Source organism: Rhizobium centroccidentale (genome assembly GCF_030182565.1).
GTDB lineage: Bacteria > Pseudomonadota > Alphaproteobacteria > Rhizobiales > Rhizobiaceae > Rhizobium.
Genome location: NZ_JAQJCG010000006.1, coordinates 1 through 19,749 on the forward strand (window position 1 = coordinate 1; position 19,749 = coordinate 19,749).

Here is a 19,749-nt window from a genome sequence, read left to right on the forward strand (position 1 = left end):
CCCACAGGCGGCAATCCATTGTCGCCTAAAACGAGACAAAGTCATAAGACAAGCGGTTTTCCGTCCGGGATTGCGTGAAGCCAAAGAGATGGAGCGGCTCAGAGATTCCGTGAAAAACTGAGCCGCTCTAGCGCATCTGTGTCGGGCTTGTGCCCGTGAGCCGGCGGAACATGGCAATGAAGGCCGACGCATTACTGTAACCCAGCTGCGTTGCAATGCGGTGCACGGGCTCTCCGGCCTCGATCATCGACAATGCAGCAACGAGCTTCAGTCTCTGCCGCCACTCGTTGAAGGAAAGGCCGAGATCATTCTGGCATCGGCGCGAGAGCGTGCGCTCGGTCGTCCCCATCCGGCGCGCCCATTCCGCAAGGGAATGCCGGTCGTCAGGAGCGGACTGCAGGGCACTGAGTACCGGCCCGAGTAGCGGATCGTCGGAAAGCGGCAAGTAGCTCTCGCGCCACGGCGCCAGGCGAATCTGGTCGACCAGAACCTGCGCGAGCCGCAAATCTTCGGCTGTTTCAGGTATGGTGACATCACGTGCAGCAAAATCCGCCAGGATTGCCTTAAGCAGCGGACTGATGCTGAGCGTCGACGGCTTGTCAGGCAGGTTCGCGCAAAGAGCGCGTTCGACATAGACGGTCACATAGCGCAGATCGTGCTGATTATGGGCGCCGTGCATCGTATCCGGCGGCAGCCAAATGGCATAATGCGGCGGCGAGAGATAGCGCATGCCTTCGATATCGAACTCGCAGACTCCGGTAATCGCATAATTGAGCTCGCCCCAAGGCTGGCTCTTTTTGGGGAAAACCGTGCCTGCCCTATAATTCTCCGTTCGGAAGGAAACCGGATTCGGCGGGTCGCCCTCTATGCGTGGAGGCCTGCTGGACATGTCCTCATTTCGCTACTGATTGTCTTGTTATCGTTATATACCGGAATTCGGACAAGGAGTACAAAGGCTTTGGATGGCGAAGCGTGTCCGTCTCCCTCAGTTTCACCCAAGTCAGACGACGACGAGAGGCCATTCGCATGAGCACCCAGCCGAACGCCTCCGCATCCATAATCAGCGCCGCCGGGCTCGCGCCGCTGCTGACGGTGCTCATCTGGTCCGGCAATATCGTCGTCACCAAGGCGTCGGCGGGCGTGATCTCGCCAGGTTCCATTTCCTTTTATCGCTGGCTGCTCGCTTTCATCGTCCTCCTGCCCTTCGTTGGCCGGGCGGCATGGGGCAACCGCGCGCTGCTGCGCGAGCACTGGCTGAAACTCGCAATTCTCGGTGCGCTGGGCATGGTGATCTATCAGAGCCTCGCCTATGAGGCAGCCAAGACCACTTCTGCCGTCAACATGGGCGTCATGCTTGCCTTGATGCCGTTGCTGTCGACGTTTTTCGCAAGCCTGCTGGCCTCTGAAAAATTGACCGCAGCAAGCATCGCAGGCGGAGCCATCTCATTGATCGGCCTCATCTATCTGACCTCTCAGGGCAATCCGATGCGGCTGGTGAATGGCGGCTTCCACATCGGCGACGGCCTGATGATTATCGCGGTCCTCGCGAATGCGCTCTATGGCGTCATGCTGAGACGCTGGGCGATGCCGCTTTCGATGTGGCAGCAGCTTTTCTGGCAGATCGGCTTTTCCACCCTCTTGCTGGTTCCGGTCTTTCTGATGGGCGATATCTCGCCGATCACCACGGCAAACCTGCCGTTGATCCTCTATGCGGCGATCCCGACCTCGCTGGTCGCCCCCTTCTGCTGGATGATCGGCATCCATAAGCTCGGCGCCGGCCGCGCCTCCCTGCTGATCAATCTTCTGCCGATCGTCGTTGCCGCACTTGCCTGGGCGCTGCTTGGAGAGCAACTGCACTCCCATCATGCGATCGGCGGCGCGCTTGCTCTCATCGGCGTCGGCCTTGGCTTACGCAAGGTTCCGGCGAAGAATGATCAAACGACCGTATCGGCCGATGAGGCAAGCTGGGAGATCGAGGAAGCCTAATCCCGCTCCGGGAGCCTCTTTCCTTTCGCCTGCCCTTCGTTCTACCATGAACGAGTCCCGAGAAGCGGAGAGGAAACAAGCGTGCGCATAGCCCTGGAACCGGTGTCCTCTAGAACGACGATCCAGGAGAGCGTCTATCAGCAGCTGCGAAACGCGCTCATGGCCGGCAATTTCGATCCCGGCCAGACGCTGACCATCGCTTCGCTCGCCGAAACATTCGGCACGAGCAATATGCCGGTGCGCGAAGCCCTGCGCCGGCTCGCGGCCGAAAATGCGCTCGAAGTCGCAGCCAACGGCTCGGCCCGCATCCCCATCGTCACCCTTGCCCGCCTGGACGACCTCTGCCGCGCCCGCATCGCTGTGGAGGGGCTCGCCGCGGAACTCGGCATTCCGAACCTCACCCCGACAGATATCGCCACACTGGAGCGCATCGCCGGCGAGCAGCATGTGATCGGCCTCGGCGCCAACGTCTACGACCTGATGGCCAAGAACCAGCAGTTCCACTTCACCATCTATCGCGCCTCCGGCTCCGAGGTGCTGCTGCAACTCATCGAAACGCTGTGGCTGCGCTTCGGCCCCTATATGCGCATGCTCTCCGCCTCCGTCGAGCCTTTGATGCGCAGCGGCGAGCTTGACCCTGCCGGCGAGCATGTTGCTATCGTCAAGGCGCTGAAGGTGGGAGACTTCGCCGCAGCTCGCGAAGGCGTCGTCGCCGATATCAGACGCACCCACGAAATCCTGCAGGATTATTGCCCGGCCATGCAGGACGAGCCGCGCAAGGGCTCCGGCTCAGGCCGCCGCTAAGCGTCGCAAAAGAGATTCAGAAATTTGGTTGAACCTTAAAGTATTTTGTGATCAAATGATCAAAATAGAGGCTTAAATCCCAACATCCAGAGCGAGGTCCCCATGAGCTCCGCCGCTTCCGCATCGCAATTCGCCGGCCACAACAGCTTCCCGGTCGACGAGATCCGCGCCATGTTCCCGGCCATTCGGAAAGCTGGCGATTTTGTCTTTCTCGACAATGCGGGCGGTGCGCAGGTGCCGCAAACGGTGGTGGACGCGGTTGCCAATCACCTCATCGATTTCAACGTCCAGCGCATGGCGAAATACCAGCATAGCCAGGGCGTCGACCGCAATCTGGAAGAAGCGCGCGAAAGCGTCGCCATGCTGGTCAACGCCTATCGCCCGGAGGAAATCTCCTTCGGCCAGAACGCCACCTCTTTCATTCGCCTCGTCAGCCTCGGCATTGCCAAGCTGCTCGGCGAGCGCAACGAGATCGTCGTCACCGATATGGATCACGACGCCAACATCGCCACCTGGATGGCGCTGCAAGCCGATGGCGCCAAGATCATCTGGTGGCGCATGCGCGAGGACGGCACGCTACATGTGGAAGACCTGAAGCCGCTGCTGAACGACAAGACCCGCCTCGTCGCCTGCACCGTCACGGCGCATTCAATCGGCACGATCGTCGATGTCGCTAGCGTCTGCAAACTGGCGCTGGCGGCAGGCGCCGAAACCTTCCTCGATTGCGTCCATTATGGCCCGCATGGCCTGATCGACGTGCAGGCCTGGGGCTGCGACTATCTCGTCTGCTCCGGCTACAAGAATTTCTCGCCGCACATGGGCTTCCTCTGGGGCCGCTATGACGCGCTGGTCAAGCTTCCCACATTCAAGGAAGACTTCATTCCGGATGTACCGCCCTACAAGATCGAAGTCGGCACCTTCACCTATGAGAACGTCGCCGGCATGAATGCCGCGGTCAAATATCTCGAAGGCCTTGGCCGCCGCTTCCTGGCTGATGGCAATCATAGCCGCCGTGAGGCGCTCGCCGCCGCCATGGGCGCGATCCGCCAATACGAACTGATGCTGTCGCGCGAAATGATCGCGGTGCTGAAACGCCACGGCGCCACCATCTACGGCATCTCCGACGAGAGCCGCCTCGAGCAGCGCGTTCCCACGATCTGCTTCAACATGCCAGGCATCACGCCACAGGAATTTGCCGACGAAATGGGCAAGCAACGCATCGGCCTGCGTGATGGTCACATGTTCGCGCCGCGCCTGATGAAGCGCCTCGGCCTTTCCATGGAAACAGGTGCCATCCGCGTCTCGTTGGTGCATTATAACAAGGTCGAAGAGATCGCCCGGTTCGACGCGGTCCTGACCGAGATCATGGCGCGGCGCAAGTAAGCCGTGCCTGTGAGCGGTGGCGGCGCCCGAACAACTCCGCCACCGCAATGCCTCCGTGCCGGTGTTTCGATCGGCACGGAAAGCTGTTTTGAACGCAGAGCAGATTGCCCTGTATCTTTCGGTCTATCCCTTGTTGAGACGACCGCTGAAATATGAGGATGCCGATGAGCGATTTCCGCCGGAACTGTATCGAGCAGACGCTGCTAATTGGTACGTTTGCGGCTATTCCGCATCCGGTCGCTATCGAAGTCACGGCAGCCTCGGGCGTCGATTTCCTCTGCATCGACTGGGAGCATTCGCAGATCAGCCGCGAGCGCATCGAGGATCTGATCCGCGCCGCCGATGTCCATAGGGTTCCCGCCATGGTCCGCGTGCCCGCCCATGCGGCTGAGGATATCGCAACCGTCCTGGATGCCGGCGCAGCGGGCGTTCTCGTACCGCGCGTTTCGACAGCGGAGCAGGCGCGCGCCGCCGTTAAGGCTACCCGCTATCCGCCGCTCGGTGCGCGTGGCGTCGGCCCCGGCCGCGCCGCCGCCTATGGCTACCGCATCCCGGATTATCTGGCCAAGGCCAACGAAGAGCTGGTGCTTGCCATCCAAGTCGAAACGGCCGAGGGGCTTGCCAATATCGCCGAGATCGCCGCCGTCAATGGCGTCGATCTGATCTTCATCGGCCCCGGCGATCTCTCCGTTTCGATTGACGCCATGGGACCGGCCGGCAAGGACAGGCTCGATGCGGCGATCAGAACCATCACGCAGGCGGCTCTGTCCGCCGGTCGAGCGGTCGGTATCTTTCGACCTTCGACAGACGATGTCGGCGCATGGTCGGAAGCCGGCATCAGCTTCTTCATACTGGCAAGCGATACGATGTTTCTGGGCGCCAGCCTGGCTGCCGGCGTCGACGCCGCAAAACAAAGCAAGTATGCGCCAGATAACAAGGAAAGCTGATTTCTATCAGTGCGTTACCATTTCAACGGGCAAAGCGAAATTGAGCAGGAAGGTAGACTTTTTAAGCTTAAAATTTGTCCTTGAAATGCAGTTGTTTTTGGATAACCATTCGAAATCGAGGGGTTGCAAAAGCGAAAGCTCCCACAGCCGTCTGAACCCTCCAATACAGAATTCCCAGGGGAAATTTCTTGTCTCTATCGCAGCATAACCTGCCGAACGCGATGACAGGCCACGATGCTCTCGAAGGCATTCGCGCCCAGATCCGTGACATGCGCACCGACAACATTGCCGTGCTTGCCAAGCGCGCCCGCGAACTCGGCGGCGTCATTCCGCTCTGGTTCGGCGAAGGCGATATCGTGACGCCGGGGTTCATCCGCGATGCTGCGAAGAAAGCGCTCGACGACGGCGCGACCTTCTATGTCCCGAATATGCGTGGCCTGGCGACGCTGAACGAGGCACTGTCCGACTATCAGACGCATTGGCACGGCCGCCCCATCCCGATCGAGCGCACGACGGTTGCCCCCGGCGGCATGCAGGCGCTCTACATGGCGCTCGAGCTGCTCGTCGATGTCGGCACCAATGTCGTCTATGTCGCCCCGCAATGGCCGAACATCCATAACGCCATCCATCTGATCGGCGGCGAGCCGCGCGCCGTGTCGCTCGATTTCGATACCGACTGGCGTCTCGACCTCGACAAGCTTTTCGCCCGTTGCGATGCCCGCACCCGCGCCATCTTCCTATCGACGCCCTCCAACCCCACGGGCTGGACAGCGTCGCGAGAAGAGATGCAGGCGCTGCTGGATTTCAGCCGCCGCACCGGCATCTGGATCATCTCCGACGAGGTCTATGCCCGCCTCTATTTCGACGGCGACATCGCTCCGTCGATCCTGCAGGTGGCCGAGGATGGCGATCGCGTGATCGCGATCAACAGCTTCTCCAAGGCGTGGGCGATGACCGGCTGGCGCGTCGGCTGGCTGACGCACCCATCGGCCGTCGCCGATCAGCTGGGGGCGATGACGCAGTATATCAACAGCGGCACCTCGGCCATGGTTCAGGCCGGCGCGGCGGCGGCTCTGCGCGAAGGCGAGCCGCTGGTTGCAGAAATCCGTGGACGCATCAAGGCAGGGCTCGATCTCGCCTATGAGAAGCTGCCGAAGATACCGGGCATCATCCTGCCGGAAAAGCCGCGCGGCGGCATGTATGCCTTCTTCGCGCTGCAAGGCGAGCCCGATGCGGCGGCACTCTGCGAACGCATCCTGGAGACAGCCCGCGTCGGCCTGGCGCCGGGATATCACTTCGGCGAGGCATCCCGCGCCTTCCTGCGCATGTGCACCTTCCGTGAAACCGAACAGATGCGCATCGCACTCGATCGCATGGTCAATGCGATGACATGATACGGCCGCCGGTCGGGCGGACGGAATACCCCGTGGGTGAGAGGAAAAGCCCACAGCCATAACCAGAGGGAGACCAAGAAAATGCCCATTACTCGTCGCAGCCTGCTGATCCTGGCGACCGCCGTCGGCCTCGCCGGCGGAAGCCACTTCGCCTATGCCGCCGATGTCTTGAACGTAGGCTCTTATCCCAACAACCCGCCCTTCGAATATAAGACCGCGAATGGCGGCTTCGAGGGCTTCGAGGTCGATATCGTCAACGAAGCAGCCAAGCGCGCCGGCATGACGACCAATATCGCAGACTACGGCTTTCAGGCCCTGTTTGCCGCAACCAGTTCCAAGCGCATCGACGTGGCGATCTCGTCCATCACGATTACGCCGGAACGCCTGAAGTCGCAGTCTTTCACCCAGCCCTATTACGATTCCGATATGGGCGTCGCCACGAAGGACGGCAGCTCGATCAAGGCGCTTGCCGATCTCAAGGGCAAAACTATCGGCGTGCTTTCGGGTTCGACGGGCGAAAAATGGGCCAATGACAACAAGGCTGCTCAAGGCTTTGCCGACATCAAGGGCTACAACTCGCAGCAGGATATGTTCCTCGATCTCGGGGCCGGCCGCATCGATGCCGTCGTCAGTGACATCCCCGGCATGCAGTATCTCTTCGTCAAGACCAAGGGCTTTGCCATCAAGGATCGCATCAAGACCGGTGAACAATACGGCCTGATGATGACCAAGGATTCGCCGCTTGTCGCCAAGATCAACGATGCGATCACCGCGATGAAGAAGGATGGCACGCTCGAAAAGATCCACGAGAAGTGGTTCGGCGGCAAGGCACCGGCAGGCTCCTCCACCATCACCGAACTGCCTATCCCCAAGGCGTGATCAAAAGATCATTATTGAAATGAACTGCGCCGGTCGCAACGACCGGCGCGGATGCAGGAAACCTCGTCTTCGTTTCGCACGCGGGAGTGCCAATGTCTTTCGTCGACACCTTCCTCAATTCCGACGTCATGATCTCGGCTTTCCCACAGCTGCTGCGCGGGCTTTGGATGACCATCGCGCTCGGCGTGGTCAGCATCCTGATCGGCGTAACCGCCGGTCTCATCATCAGCCTGATCCGCCTCTACGCTCCCAAGCCTTTGCAGCTCCTGACGATCGCCTATATCGACATCATGCGCGCCATGCCGATGCTGGTCGTGCTGATCCTGATCTATTACGCCCTGCCCTTCGTCGGCATCAGCTTTTCCGCCTGGTGGTCGGCGATCCTCGGATTTTCCATTGTGCTGGCTGCCTATTCGGCCGAAGTCTTTCGCTCCGGGATAGAAAGCGTTCCGCGCGGGCAATTCGAGGCGGCTGCCGCCCTCGGCATCCCCTTCCTGATCACGCTCTACAAGGTGGTGCTGCCGCAGGCGGTGCGTATCGTCATTCCGCCGACGACGAGCAATTGCGTCTCGATGTTCAAGGATACGTCGCTTGCCTCGACCGTAGCGCTGCCGGAATTGCTGAAAGAGGGACAGAACGCGCAAGGGTTCTACGCCAACCCCTCGCCGCTGATCATGGCCGCGCTGATCTATATCATCCTGCTCTGGCCGATGGTCCGCCTCGTCAGCATTCTTGAGAAGAAGTTCAAGGACGAGCGGGCGCGATAGGCAATTCCAGGAAAAGTGTATTAACAGTTTTCCGTTCGGAATTGCTGGAAACAGGCAAACGGCGCATCGATTAGTCGAAATCGGCACCAGAAAGATGATTGCTGACGGATGATTTCACCGCGCCGATATCCCGCCACAGCTCGCTGACGATTGCAGGCTCCACATCCGCCATCAGGTCGCGCAGCCAGCCTTCATGGGCGGCAGCCATGGCGCCGAACTGGGTCTCGCCCTTTTCCGTCAGCTTCGCGACCGTCACGCGCCGGTCGCCATCGGGCGTCACGCGCTGCACAAGGCCATCCGCTTCCAGGCGTTCGACCAGCCCGGTGACATTGCCGTTGGTGACCATGGTGCGCTTCGAAAGCTCCCCGAGCCGCAAGCCCTCCCGTTCGCGATAGAGCTGCGCCATCAGGTCGAATTGCGGCAAGGTCGCGCCGAACTCGTTGCGCAGGCGGCGACGGATTTCCTGCGAGATCAGCTTCGTGGTCGAGAGCATGCGCAGCCAGAGCCGCAGCTCCAGCTTTTTGCCTTCTTGCGCTCCCTGAACGATGATCTCCAGGTCAACGGTTGCACTCTCGGACTCTGTCATAACGTCGCCTCGGCCTATCATTCCGCATCATCAATCTAAGCGATCTAGGGGACGATATTTGAAATGTCAAAGGTTTGGCCGTCAAGTCGCATAACTGTCACTTTGCCAGCATTTTCCCCAACATGAAGCCGGAGCCGGCGCCCGTTCCCGCGCCCGGCCATGTTGAAGCCCCGCACATGTAAAGCGATGCCACGGGCGTCTTGTATCGCGAATAGCCGGCGACGGGGCGGAACAGGAAATTCTGGTCAAGATGATGGCTGCCGGAGAGATTGTCGCCACCGACGAGGTTCGGGTTCTCGCGCTCCAGGTCGACGGGCGAAAAGACCGAGCGCCCCAATATCTTGCCGCGCAAGCCGGGCGCATAGCGTTCGACGATATCGAGAACGCGCTCGGCATAGGCATCCTTGATCTCATCCCAGCCCGCGCCGCTGATTTGACCGGCGGCATCACTATGGAATTCCGCCGGTAGGACACGCACCTGTATCCAAAGCACATGCTGTCCGGCCGGCGCGCGCGAAGGATCGATTGCAGTCGGTTGGCCGATCACCAGGGCAGGTTCGGTGGGCAGCAGCCCGCCGATAGCCTCGGCATAGACCCGCGACATCATTTCGAGATCCGGCGCGATATGCACATAGGCAAAATTCTGCAGCGCCTGGCCGGCCGTCCACTCCGGAAGGCCCGACAGCGCCAGATGGATCATCATCGTGCCGGGGCCGGCCCGGAAGCGGGATACCTTGCCGTCGAATTCCCGGCGCGACGGGTCCTGTTCCAGAAGCTTGCCGAACAGGATCTGCGGGTGGACATTGGCGATCACGGCACGTTTCGCCTCGTAGCGGCGTCCATCGGCCAGCACAACGCCTGTCGCTTTGCCGCCCGAGGTCGTGATCTTGTCGACGCGCGTGCCGAGCATCAGCTCGCCGCCCTTACTCTTTAGCACTGCGGCCATCGCCTTGATGATGGTATCGGCACCGCCCTTGCCGATCACCATGCCGAATGCCTGATTGGCCATGGATTCGAGATAGGGAAAGAGCGCGCCGCCGGCGACATCCGGTGCAAAATCGAGATGCAGCCCCCAGGCAGCCATCATCGTCTTGAGTTTGGTATTCTGGAAACGGGCATCAAGAAAATCGCGCGGCGAGGCAAAGAGCATGCGCGCCGTGTCGTAGACCCAACCCGTCCCCTTGTCGCGCCAGGCTTTCCAGACGACCTTGGCGGCAGCCATCGAGGGCATCGGCGAGCCGAGCAGGCCGAAAATGTGCGGGGCATCCGTCCCGAACGTAGAAAGCATAGTGCGCCATGCTGCGGCATCCTGCGGCGAGATATCGGCGATGGCTCCCGCGGTCTTTTCCAGATCGGTGCTGACACCGAGATAGGCGTTATCGCGAAAGACGCTGGCGAAACAATCCGCTGCAGGTACGAAGCCCAACCCTTCGGCCAAAAGTTCGTTCTTATACTGCGCGAAGAAGGCCGAGCCGGCGAACATTGAGAGGTTCATGGCACAGAGATCATGCCGGAAACCGGGCAGCGTCACCTCGCGGGTCTTGACCGCACCGCCGGGCTCCGCATTGCCCTCGATGACGGCGACCTTCCAGCCCTTGGAGGCCAAATGTACCGCCGCCGCCAGACCATTGTGACCGGCACCCACTATGATCGCATCATAGCTCATCGCTTGCCCCTCTTTGAATTGTGATTATTATCACATGCATACATTTTGAGCTTTAAGCTTCAAGTATCTACAAGCGCGAACTGCACAATAGAAGGACAATCTTAGGTAGATTGAGCATAAGAGATTCCCAAGACTTTCGTTCTATTTCAGTATTTTATCAATTCAGCCAAGCCTCGAATAGAAGCCCGATTTTGGCCTCCGGAAGCAGGCTGCAATGCTTGCAATATCATATATTGTGACATAGGCTCCCCCTATTCCGCCGCCGCGCGGACCGGTGCCAGGAGGAAAGGCACTCCGCGCCTGGCGATACCGGCTTCATGCCTGATCCTGAATAAAAGGCCCGTAAAAAGCTCTTTGCATGGGATTATGCGACAACAAGGGGAACTCAAAATATGACCGCTACCACACTCGCCAGCCTCGCCTCGGCCCTGCTTTCGGGCTCCGTCAAGGTCGTCGATCTCACCGCGCCGCTCGGACCGGATACGCCGGTGCTCTACCTGCCGCCGCAGTTCGGCAAGAACACGCCGAACGTCAAGGTCCATACGATCTCGGAATACAATCAGGACGGCCCCTTCTGGGCATGGAACTGGCTGGAACTCGGCGAGCATACCGGCACTCATTTCGATGCGCCCTGCCACTGGATTACCGGCAAGGACAACCCGAACAACACGACGGACACCATACCGCCGCAGAATTTCGTGGCGCCGGTCAATGTCATCGACCGCTCCAGGGAAGCCGCCGCCAATCCCGATTATCTGCTGACGGTCGAGAGCATCAAGGAATGGGAAGCCCAGAACGGCGCGATCGAAGCCGGCAGCTGGGTACTGCTGCGTACCGACTGGTACAAGCGTAACGGCTCGACCGAAACCTTCCTGAATGCCGATGAAAACGGCCCGCATTCCCCCGGTCCGACGGCCGAAGCGATCGAATATCTGCTCACCAAGGGCATTATCGGCTGGGGCCAGGAGACCATCGGCACCGATGCCGGTTCCGCCGGCGGCATGAACCCGCCTTTCCCGGCGCACAACCTCATGCACAAGGCCAATCGCTATGGCCTCGCCAGCCTTTCGAACCTCGACCAGCTCCCGGCCAAGGGCGCCGTGCTGATCGCCGCGCCGTTGAAGTTCGTCAAGGGCACCGGTTCGCCGGTTCGCGCACTGGCATTGATTGCATGATAGGCTGAAGAGGCGGGAGCCTGGGGCAGGCTCCTCCTTTCTATTCATCTTTAGTGAGGGGCGGCAATGGGCGATCATGACTACATCATCGTCGGCAGCGGCATAAATGCGCTCGTCGCAGCCGCCATGCTCGGCAAAAAGGGCCACAAGGTTCTTGTCCTCGAACGCAACGACCGCATCGGCGGTTGCCTACGCACCGAGGAGATCACCGAGCCTGGCTTCATCCACGACGTCATGGCAACGACCATGGTGCTGTTCCTCACCTCGCCGGCTTATGGCGCCATCGGCAAGGATCTCGAGGCACGAGGCCTGGAATTCGCCCATGCCGACCTCCCCACGGGCGTGCTCCGTCCCGACGGCTCGCACGTCATCTTCTCCAAGGATAGGCAGCGCAATATCGCCGCTTTCGACAAATTGTCGCCCGGCGACGGGCAGACCTTCTCCCGTGACATGGAAGCCCTTGCGTCCGACGCGCCATTCCTGTTTTCCCTGCTTGGCGGCGCGCTGTGGTCAGGATCGACCCTGAAGACCGTTGCAAAGCAAGGCTGGAGCCGCGGGCTGCGGAAGCTTGCGGCCTGGTTTGGCGAGGCCCTGACACCGGCACGCGGTTATCTCGAAACCAGTTACAGGTCCGAGGATATCCATGCGCTCTGGGCGCCCTGGGTGCTTCATTGCGGCCTCGGGCCTGAAAGCGCCTATTCTGCCGAGATGCTGAAGGTGATCGGTTTTGCGCTGGAATTGGGCGGCGCGCCGATCGTCAAGGGTGGCGCCGAGAAGCTGCTGACGGCCTTCGAACGGCTGATTACCGACAATGGCGGCGAGATTCGCGTGAGTGCCGATGTCGAGGCTATCATTCCGGACGCCAATCGCAGTGCCGATGGCGTAAGGCTTGCGAATGGCGAAACGTTGAAGGCGAAGGCCGGCGTAATCTGCTCAGTCACTCCCAACCAGCTCTACGAGCGGCTGATGATGGATTGGCCCGATCCGCTGCCGCCAGAGGTCAAATCAGGTGTTGCCAGCTACCGCTATGGCAAGGGCGACATGCAGCTCCACTATGCGCTTTCGGAGCCGCCGCGCTGGAAAGCCAATGCTGAACTCGGCAAGGTGGCCTTGCTGCACCTGACCTCGGGCCTCGACGGCGTCTCACGTGCCGCCAATGAATGCGAACGCGGGCTTCTGCCCGCCGAACCCACGGTCTGTGTCGGGCAGCCTGTCGCGCTCGATCCAACCCGCGCGCCGGAAGGAAAATCGATCCTCTGGCTGCAGCTTCCCGAAGCGCCGCGCCACATCAAGGGAGATGCCGCCGGCGAAATCGAAACGCCAAGGGACGGCCGCTGGACGGAAGAGGTGCGCGAGCGCTATGCCGACCGCATCGAGGCGCTTCTATCCAGCCATATCGAGAACTTCTCCGGCATAAAACTCGCGCGCCGCGCCTATTCTCCGGCTGATCTGGAGGCGATGAACATGAACCTGGTCGGCGGCGATCCATACGGCGGCTATTGCGGCATCGACCAGCTTTTCATCTGGCGTCCCTTCAAGTCATCTGTTAACCACCGCACCCACATATCAGGCCTCTACCACATCGGCGCTTCGGTGCATCCCGGTGCAGGCCTCGGTGGGGGCTCCGGCTTCCTGCTCGCATCATCGCTGAAGTAACACGTTTCCGGAGAAGGAGTTTCATCGATGGAGGAACGGTTTTCAGGCACCATTTTGAGGCGCAAGCGGGATGAGAACGCAAAGCGCCCGACCATGGGCGAAATCGGCCTCAATCACTTCGCACCCTATTTGATGAACCGGCTGATGGCGCGCTGGAACGCCAACCTTTCGGAGGAGCTGCGCGAATACGACATGACGACCGCCAAGATGCGCGCGCTTGCCGTCCTCAGCGTCTCCTCCAGCGTCACCATCAACGAGCTCTCCGTCTTTGCGGTGACCGAGCAATCGACGATGAGCCGCACCTTGGATTCCCTCGAGCAGCAGGGCTATATCCGCCGCCAGCCCCGCGCCGAAGACATGCGCATCCGCGATGTCTCCATTACCGAGGAAGGCCGCGTCGCCTTCGAGAAGGTCTGGCCGACCATGTACGACCTGTTCCTGCAGATGTTCGACGGCGTGGAGGAAGCCGAATATCGCACCTTCATCTCGACACTGCACAAGGTGCTGCACAATATCCGCAAGCACGAGATCTGAAGAGATCGGGGTGTCTGTGGCCGCCTCGTCCTTCGAGGCATCTTTCCGCTACGCTTCAAGATGCACCTCAGGATGAGGCGGAGCGAATTTCGTAACTAGCGCAAAAGGTTAGCCCTGATGGTGAGGTGCGGAGGACCGGAGCCTCGAACCACGAGGGCGAGTGGTTGAAACGACACCATCACAGCGTCTCTACAGTCTTCAACGCTCCGTCAAGCGCCGTTCCCTTTTCATCCAACAGCGCCGCCTGCCGCAGCCGCCGCATCCAGGCGCCTCCATCCTCGCGGTCGCGAAGAAGTGGCAAGGCCGACATGACACGGTCGAACTTCGAAAGTCCGCGCGCATGCGTATCGGAATAGCCTTTGACGAGCCGGCGGTTGCCGAGCACCTCGACCGCGAGATCGTAATTCACCGTCAGCAGATTGCACGCCGCCGCCAGCCACGCTTCACGATGCTCCACCTCGCGGGCATGCCGCAATGTGCCGCGACGGATGCGGCGCAGCGCCGAGACCATGTAGAGGCCGAGGAACCAGAACAGCGTGCCCGTCTGAACGCGGCGCCCCTTGTTGACGAAGCGGTCGAGCCGGGCAAACAGCCGTGGCCGGTTTTCGATCCAGAGGCCCATGCCTTTCGGCATCGTGCCGCAGACCTCATCCATGCGCGGATGCATGTATTCGGTCATATAGACGATCTGGTCGTCCTTGGCGCCGACTTCCTTACGAACGCGCTCGAAGCGCGAGCCGCGCACCTTCAGATCGGCAACGCGGATGACATCGTCATAGGCCATGGCGACGGCGACATATTTCGCCGCCTGCACGGTGAAAGCGAAATCCTTGCCGCCGGCCTTGCGATCCAGCGCATGCAGTGCCGCGACGCGGCTCAGATACTCATCGGCATAGGCCGGGTCCTGATAATCGGTCAGCTTCTTGACGCCGGCAAACAGCAGCGGCCAGGCAATTTCGGGAAATTCGGCGCGAAGACGATTGACTAGTCGGTCGAGTGCAGGATGACCGGCCGTCTCTGGCAGCGCGTCGAAATGCTTCGGCGGCGTTGCGGAAACCGCATCGCGCGGCTTCTCCTTGACGCGGTCGAAGGCAGCGTTGAACGCCTTCAGGCTGGGCTCGATGCCCTTGCCGCCGGCGCGGATCATCGCCTCGAAAGCCTGCTTGCCGAATGGCAGCGCACCGGAACCGGCCAGCGCACCGAACATGGAGGCCGAAATCACGCTGCCGTTCCTGACGGCCATCGTTTCCATATCGAAGGCGACGGTGCGCTTGGCGGCGAAATCCGTGGCATCGACCACCACTTCGGCATTGCCGATGCCATCGCCCGGCTTTTCCTTTTCCGCAACGGCAAAAGAGCGATGCGTCGAGGCTATCAGCAGTGTCTTGTCCGGCGTGACAAGGCCGCGCAGTACCGAGCGGCCGGCTTCCATCAGCTCCGCCGCCATGACGACATCGACATCGCCAGGCGTCGGCATCAGTGAAAAGATCGGCGCGTGACCATCCTTCGCCGGCAGCATCTCGATATAGTAGATCGTCGCGCCCGTTCGCTGGGCAACGCCCGGCACGGAGGTCGTCTGCGCCATCCAGCCCTCGGCCTCGGCAAGGCCGACGATCCAGTCGGCTAGTACGCCGCCGCCCTGCCCGCCCATGGCGAGAACGGCAAGCGACAATGGCTTGTCCGTAGAAAGCCTGACAGCACCGAGATCACTCATGCTCACATGCTCGTTCATCTCGCCCTCTCAATCTGAAAAGACGATGCGGCCGGCGCGGCGACGCGCCTGCAGCCAGCCGATGATGCTGGAGCGCATGCGAGCCACAAAGCGATCCCAGCCCGTCGGGTTATGGATGATATCGGCACGATAGAAGGAGGGACAGAGCACCGCCGCCTCCGAAACCTCGCCGCAATTGCCGCAGCCGACGCAATTATTGTCGATCGCCGCCACCGGATCGTCCTTCAAGGGGTCGTCTGTGTGCTTGACCGACAACGAAGGACAGCCGGAAAGACGGATGCAGGCGTGATCGCCGGTGCAGACATCTTCGTCCACGCCGAAGCGCTCCTTGACCATGCGCTTGCCGTCCTTGACGGCCTTAGCGAATTGCGGCTTCACGCGGCGCTGCTTGTTGAGCATGCATTCCGAGGAAGCGACGATGATCTTCGGCCCCGGCTCCCTAGAGGTCAGCGCTTCGCGCAGCGTGTCGCGCATCTTGGCGACATCATAAGTCCGGTCGATCTGGCGCACCCAGGTCGCGCCGATGCCCTTGACCGCATTGACGATAGAATTGTTGGTCTTGCGGCGCGGGTTCAGCGCGCGCGACGACGGTATGTCCTGCCCGCCGGTCGCCGCCGAATAGTAATTGTCGACGACGAGAATCACGCCATCCTGCTTGTTGAAGACGGCATTGCCGACCGACGTTGCGAGGCCGTTATGCCAAAAGCCGCCATCGCCCATGACCGAAATCACGCGCTTGTCAGCCGCGACATTGAAGGCCGAGGCCGCTGCCGGCCCGAGCCCGTAGCCCATGGTCGTGCTGCCGATATTGAAGGGTGGTAGAATCGAGAAGAGGTGACAGCCGATATCGCCTGATATGTGATGCTGGCCGAGTTCGCTCTCGACCATCTTCATGGCGGCGAAGATCGGGCGCTCCGGACAGCCGATGCAGAAGCCGGGCGGCCGCGGCGGCACGACCTCGGCCAATGCCTTGATCTTCGGATCGTTGAGGATCGGCGTCGGATCCGGTAGCGGCGGCTGGTTGCCGAGCAGCACGCGCTGGTGAACCTCGAGGAAATTCTTGATGCCCTTCATCAGCACAGGTGCTGTATATTCGCCGCCCATCGGCAGCACGTCCTTGCCCGCGACCTTGGTCTGGATATCGCGGCGGCGCAGGATCGTATTCAGGGATTGCTCGATATACTCAGGCGCCCCCTCCTCCACCATCAGCACCGCCTTCTTGTTGGCGCAGAATTCGGCGATCTGGTCATCGACCAGCGGATAGGCGACGTTTAGGACGTAAAGCGGTACGGCAGAATTGCCGTAGACATCGGCAAGCCCAAGCTGCTGCAGCGCGCGCAGCACGCCATTATACATGCCGCCGAGCAGGATGATGCCGACATCGCCTTCCGAGGGTCCGAAATACTCGTTGAGCTGGCGCTTCCTGATGAAATCGACGGCAGCGGGCCAGCGTTTCTCCAGCTTCTCCTTCTCGTGTAGGAAGGATGCCGGCGGCAGCACGATGCGGTTGACGTCACGAACCGGATTTTCAAGCGCCTGCTTCAGTGTATAGACGGGCCGCTTATTGTCCTTGGCGACGAACTGACCGTGCACATGGCAGCTGCGGATACCGACCTGCAGCATGACCGGCGTGTTCGACACTTCCGAAAGCTCGAACCCCTCTTCCACCGCCTGCACGATCGACGGCAGGTTCGGGCGTGGATTGAGCAGCCACATCTGCGATTTCATCGCATAGGCATGGCTGCGCTCCTGCATGATCGAAGAGCCCTCGCCGTAATCCTCGCCGATAATGATCAGCGCGCCGCCCGTGACCCCGCCAGAAGACAGGTTGGAAAGCGCATCGGAGGCGACGTTCGTGCCCGCCGTCGATTTCCAGGTGACGGCGCCGCGCACCGGATACATGACGGAGGCGGACAGCATGGCGGCCGCAGCCGCTTCCGAGGCTGATGTCTCGAAGTGGACACCCAAATCCTGCATCACATCCTTGGCGTCGGCCAATACATCCATGAGATGGGAAATCGGCGAACCCTGGTAGCCGCCGACATAGGAGACGCCGGATTGCAGAAGTGCCTTGGTGATCGCGAGAATACCCTCGCCGCGGAAGATGTCGCCTTCCCCGAGCTTCAGATCCTCGACCTCGCGCGCAAACGATCGCTCGGCCATGCCGTTACCCCTTTGCCCTTGTGGGCTTGTTTTAAATCATTTGCAAAATCATATTTTGAACTTCCTTGAGCTGTCAACGAACAAATATGAGATGCAGCTGAATGGATTGCCGATCCGCGGTGGTGCCAGCGCTTCCATTTTCTGAGACCAGGAACTTCGAATGGCAGCCGGTAGCGCATAATATATATGTGCATGCATGTAATTTAGACGCAAAATAGACGCCGGATTCTTTGAAAGCCCCAGAGAAAGCGCTTGCCGCTCCAAAAGATGTATTTTAAGATTAAAACATTCCGACAATAAATCGCCAGCGGCAGTTGAGCGTCACGCTTTTCTGTCGCTTAACAGGGGAACGGAGTGACCATGACAACGCTTACTCGGCGCGAGGCCCTGAGCCTCGGCGCAGCCGCATTCATGACTGGGATTTTAGCCGGCAGAACGCCTGTGGAAGCAGCGGAAGCAGGCACACTGACCATTGCCTTCAACGTCAATTTGCCCTCTTTCGATCCGACGACCGGCCCCTCCGCCGTCAACCCGACGATCCAGGCGATCTATCGCTCGGTCTTCGACCAGTATATCGGCCAGGGGCCTGATCTGAAATTCCAGCCGGGCCTGCTCACCGCCTGGGGCTGGAACGACGACAAGACTAAGGTCTGGATGGACGTCCGCGAAGGTGTGACCTGGCACGACGGCTCCAGGTTCACGCCGGATGATGTCGTCTGGTCGCTGGAGCGCGCCGCCAAGCAGGACACGGGCAATCCGATCCAGTTCATCTGGTCGACCGCCAATAATTACAAGGTGGAAGGCAACCGCATCACCGGCGATGTCGTCCGCTTCGAGCCGACCTATTTCAAATGGATGGCCTTCCTCACCGGCTACGTCCTGCCGAAGGATTATTACAGCAAGGTGGGCGCGCAAGGCTTCGAGAAGAAGCCGATCGGCACCGGTCCTTATATGGTCGATGCCTATGAAGGCAATTCCTATCTGCGCCTGAAAGCAAACCCGAATTATTTCGGCGGCAAGCCCGCCTTCGACACTGTCATCTTCAAGTTCGTGCCGGACACGACGAGCCGTGTCGCCGAAATCGAGTCCGGCTCGTCTGACGTGACGCTGGAAATCCCCTACGAGGATTTCGACCGGCTGAAGAAGAAGTCCGGTCTCGCGGGCGTCGCCACGCCGATTTCCGATATCGGCATGATCTTCATCAGCAATGTCGATCCGATGCTCGACAAGAATGTCCGTCTCGCCGCCAACATGGCGATCGACAAGGAAGCAATCATCAAGCGGCTTCTGCGCGGTTACGGCAACGCCCTGTCGACGCTGGAAGCGCCGGAATATGAGGCCTACGACGCCTCGGTCAAAACTCCTTACGATCCGGAACAGGCCAAGAAGCTCCTGGCGGCCAGCGGCTATTCGCCGGAAAAGCCGGTGAAATTCACCATCAAGACGACCCGCGGTTTCAAGCCGAAGGATTACGAGATGATCCAGGCCATCGTCGGCATGTGGCGCAAGGTTGGCATTGAGGCCGAAATCGAAGTCTATGAAATCGCCAAGCACTACGAGCTGCGCGCCGCCCACCAGCTGGGGCCGGCCGCCTTCTACAACTGGGGCAACGCCATCGGCGATCCGACGACCTCGACCGGCTTTGCCATGTTCGGCCCCTCGCCGCACTCTGCCTGGAAGACCAAGGATGTCGACGACATGCTGGGACCGCTCTGGGTGGAAAAGGACGAAGCAAAGCGCATTGCCGGCTGGAAGGCGGCGATCAAATATATCGCCGAGCAGGGCTATGTGATCCCGCTGCTGCAATATGCCCAGCCGATCGTCTATAAATCGAGCCTCAAGGTCACGCCGAACGTCTCCGGCGCCCTGCAGCCAACGCTGGTGTCGAAGGCTTGATGCGTCAGACTTTGAGTATGTGGCTGCCCCTCACCCTAGCCCTCTCCCCGTTTTGACGGGGAGAGGGGACGACCTCTGTACCCTCGTCTGGAAAGACGCTCGGAAGGAAGGCTGCGGGTGGGTCTATCCCCTTCTCCCCGTCAAAATGGGGAGAAGGTGGCCGACAGGCCGGATGAGGGGC

The 19,749-nt window shown here is 60.4% G+C and carries 16 protein-coding genes; 11 read left to right on the forward strand and 5 right to left on the reverse strand.

The genetic code is table 11. The annotated features are described in order from the left end of the window. Positions 1-127 precede the first annotated feature (127 nt). On the reverse strand, positions 128-889 hold the full coding sequence (locus tag PH562_RS10025; protein ID WP_285172837.1) for an AraC family transcriptional regulator: 762 nt from the start codon (positions 887-889) through the stop codon (positions 128-130). 137 nt (positions 890-1,026) lie between these two features. On the opposite strand from PH562_RS10025, the gene PH562_RS10030 reads away from it, so the two are divergent. From PH562_RS10030 to PH562_RS10060, 7 genes are all read left to right on the forward strand, one after another. Further along, positions 1,027-1,986 (forward strand): DMT family transporter, encoded by a 960-nt coding sequence (locus PH562_RS10030; RefSeq protein WP_285172838.1) that lies wholly within the window; start codon positions 1,027-1,029, stop codon positions 1,984-1,986. Between the two features lie 81 nt (positions 1,987-2,067). Then, the gene (locus PH562_RS10035) at positions 2,068-2,790 is read left to right on the forward strand and encodes a GntR family transcriptional regulator (RefSeq protein ID WP_285172839.1); all 723 of its coding nucleotides are present in this window, start codon (positions 2,068-2,070) and stop codon (positions 2,788-2,790) included. 102 nt (positions 2,791-2,892) lie between these two features. Next, entirely contained in the window at positions 2,893-4,173 is a 1,281-nt protein-coding gene (locus tag PH562_RS10040; protein ID WP_285172840.1) for a cysteine desulfurase-like protein, read from the forward strand. Positions 4,174-4,337: 164 nt separating this feature from the next. Continuing rightward, on the forward strand, positions 4,338-5,120 hold the full coding sequence (locus tag PH562_RS10045) for an HpcH/HpaI aldolase family protein (protein WP_285172841.1): 783 nt from the start codon (positions 4,338-4,340) through the stop codon (positions 5,118-5,120). Positions 5,121-5,308: 188 nt separating this feature from the next. Then, positions 5,309-6,514 carry a pyridoxal phosphate-dependent aminotransferase gene (locus PH562_RS10050; protein WP_285172842.1) on the forward strand — a complete coding sequence of 402 codons (1,206 nt, stop codon included), beginning with the start codon at positions 5,309-5,311 and terminating at the stop codon, positions 6,512-6,514. An 81-nt stretch (positions 6,515-6,595) separates the two neighbouring features. Beyond that, the gene (locus tag PH562_RS10055; protein WP_285172843.1) at positions 6,596-7,393 is read left to right on the forward strand and encodes an ABC transporter substrate-binding protein; all 798 of its coding nucleotides are present in this window, start codon (positions 6,596-6,598) and stop codon (positions 7,391-7,393) included. Between the two features lie 92 nt (positions 7,394-7,485). Then, positions 7,486-8,160, forward strand: coding sequence for an amino acid ABC transporter permease (locus PH562_RS10060; protein ID WP_285172844.1), 675 nt, complete (start codon positions 7,486-7,488; stop codon positions 8,158-8,160). A 70-nt stretch (positions 8,161-8,230) separates the two neighbouring features. Here PH562_RS10060 and PH562_RS10065 read toward each other — a convergent pair whose 3' ends face one another. After that, positions 8,231-8,746 (reverse strand): MarR family winged helix-turn-helix transcriptional regulator, encoded by a 516-nt coding sequence (locus PH562_RS10065; RefSeq protein ID WP_285172845.1) that lies wholly within the window; start codon positions 8,744-8,746, stop codon positions 8,231-8,233. Between the two features lie 97 nt (positions 8,747-8,843). After that, positions 8,844-10,412: a phytoene desaturase family protein gene (locus PH562_RS10070; protein ID WP_285172846.1), complete on the reverse strand. Its 1,569-nt coding sequence runs from the start codon at positions 10,410-10,412 to the stop codon at positions 8,844-8,846. A gap of 392 nt (positions 10,413-10,804) precedes the next feature. Here PH562_RS10070 and PH562_RS10075 point away from each other — a divergent pair, with 392 nt between their 5' ends. The 3 genes from PH562_RS10075 (at position 10,805) to PH562_RS10085 (ending at position 13,777) form a co-directional block, all read left to right on the forward strand. Then, positions 10,805-11,587, forward strand: a complete 783-nt coding sequence (locus PH562_RS10075; RefSeq protein ID WP_285172847.1) for a cyclase family protein — start codon at positions 10,805-10,807, stop codon at positions 11,585-11,587. Positions 11,588-11,653: 66 nt separating this feature from the next. Then, a complete protein-coding gene (locus PH562_RS10080) occupies positions 11,654-13,243 on the forward strand; it encodes a phytoene desaturase family protein (RefSeq protein ID WP_285172848.1) in 1,590 nt (529 codons plus the stop codon). A 27-nt stretch (positions 13,244-13,270) separates the two neighbouring features. Continuing rightward, complete coding sequence (locus PH562_RS10085; protein ID WP_285172849.1) at positions 13,271-13,777, forward strand: MarR family winged helix-turn-helix transcriptional regulator; 507 nt, start codon at positions 13,271-13,273, stop codon at positions 13,775-13,777. A 178-nt stretch (positions 13,778-13,955) separates the two neighbouring features. Here PH562_RS10085 and PH562_RS10090 read toward each other — a convergent pair whose 3' ends face one another. Together PH562_RS10090 and PH562_RS10095 are read right to left on the reverse strand one after the other, a co-directional pair. Then, positions 13,956-15,509, reverse strand: coding sequence for an indolepyruvate oxidoreductase subunit beta family protein (locus PH562_RS10090; RefSeq protein WP_285172850.1), 1,554 nt, complete (start codon positions 15,507-15,509; stop codon positions 13,956-13,958). 9 nt (positions 15,510-15,518) lie between these two features. Then, the gene (locus tag PH562_RS10095) at positions 15,519-17,672 is read right to left on the reverse strand and encodes a thiamine pyrophosphate-dependent enzyme (protein WP_285172851.1); all 2,154 of its coding nucleotides are present in this window, start codon (positions 17,670-17,672) and stop codon (positions 15,519-15,521) included. Positions 17,673-18,032: 360 nt separating this feature from the next. On the opposite strand from PH562_RS10095, the gene PH562_RS10100 reads away from it, so the two are divergent. Continuing rightward, a complete protein-coding gene (locus PH562_RS10100) occupies positions 18,033-19,568 on the forward strand; it encodes an ABC transporter substrate-binding protein (protein WP_285172852.1) in 1,536 nt (511 codons plus the stop codon). Positions 19,569-19,749: the final 181 nt, after the last annotated feature.

What these genes read in the sequence shown, in the direction of transcription:
- PH562_RS10025 (WP_285172837.1), bottom strand. Translation starts at nt 889, where the DNA reads ATGTCCAGCAGGCCTCCACGCATAGAGGGCGACCCGCCGAATCCGGTT.
- PH562_RS10030 (WP_285172838.1), top strand. Translation starts at nt 1,027, where the DNA reads ATGAGCACCCAGCCGAACGCCTCCGCATCCATAATCAGCGCCGCCGGG.
- PH562_RS10040 (WP_285172840.1), top strand. Translation starts at nt 2,893, where the DNA reads ATGAGCTCCGCCGCTTCCGCATCGCAATTCGCCGGCCACAACAGCTTC.
- PH562_RS10045 (WP_285172841.1), top strand. Translation starts at nt 4,338, where the DNA reads ATGAGCGATTTCCGCCGGAACTGTATCGAGCAGACGCTGCTAATTGGT.
- PH562_RS10055 (WP_285172843.1), top strand. Translation starts at nt 6,596, where the DNA reads ATGCCCATTACTCGTCGCAGCCTGCTGATCCTGGCGACCGCCGTCGGC.
- PH562_RS10060 (WP_285172844.1), top strand. Translation starts at nt 7,486, where the DNA reads ATGTCTTTCGTCGACACCTTCCTCAATTCCGACGTCATGATCTCGGCT.
- PH562_RS10065 (WP_285172845.1), bottom strand. Translation starts at nt 8,746, where the DNA reads ATGACAGAGTCCGAGAGTGCAACCGTTGACCTGGAGATCATCGTTCAG.
- PH562_RS10070 (WP_285172846.1), bottom strand. Translation starts at nt 10,412, where the DNA reads ATGAGCTATGATGCGATCATAGTGGGTGCCGGTCACAATGGTCTGGCG.
- PH562_RS10075 (WP_285172847.1), top strand. Translation starts at nt 10,805, where the DNA reads ATGACCGCTACCACACTCGCCAGCCTCGCCTCGGCCCTGCTTTCGGGC.
- PH562_RS10080 (WP_285172848.1), top strand. Translation starts at nt 11,654, where the DNA reads ATGGGCGATCATGACTACATCATCGTCGGCAGCGGCATAAATGCGCTC.
- PH562_RS10085 (WP_285172849.1), top strand. Translation starts at nt 13,271, where the DNA reads ATGGAGGAACGGTTTTCAGGCACCATTTTGAGGCGCAAGCGGGATGAG.
- PH562_RS10090 (WP_285172850.1), bottom strand. Translation starts at nt 15,509, where the DNA reads ATGAACGAGCATGTGAGCATGAGTGATCTCGGTGCTGTCAGGCTTTCT.
- PH562_RS10095 (WP_285172851.1), bottom strand. Translation starts at nt 17,672, where the DNA reads ATGGCCGAGCGATCGTTTGCGCGCGAGGTCGAGGATCTGAAGCTCGGG.
- PH562_RS10100 (WP_285172852.1), top strand. Translation starts at nt 18,033, where the DNA reads ATGACAACGCTTACTCGGCGCGAGGCCCTGAGCCTCGGCGCAGCCGCA.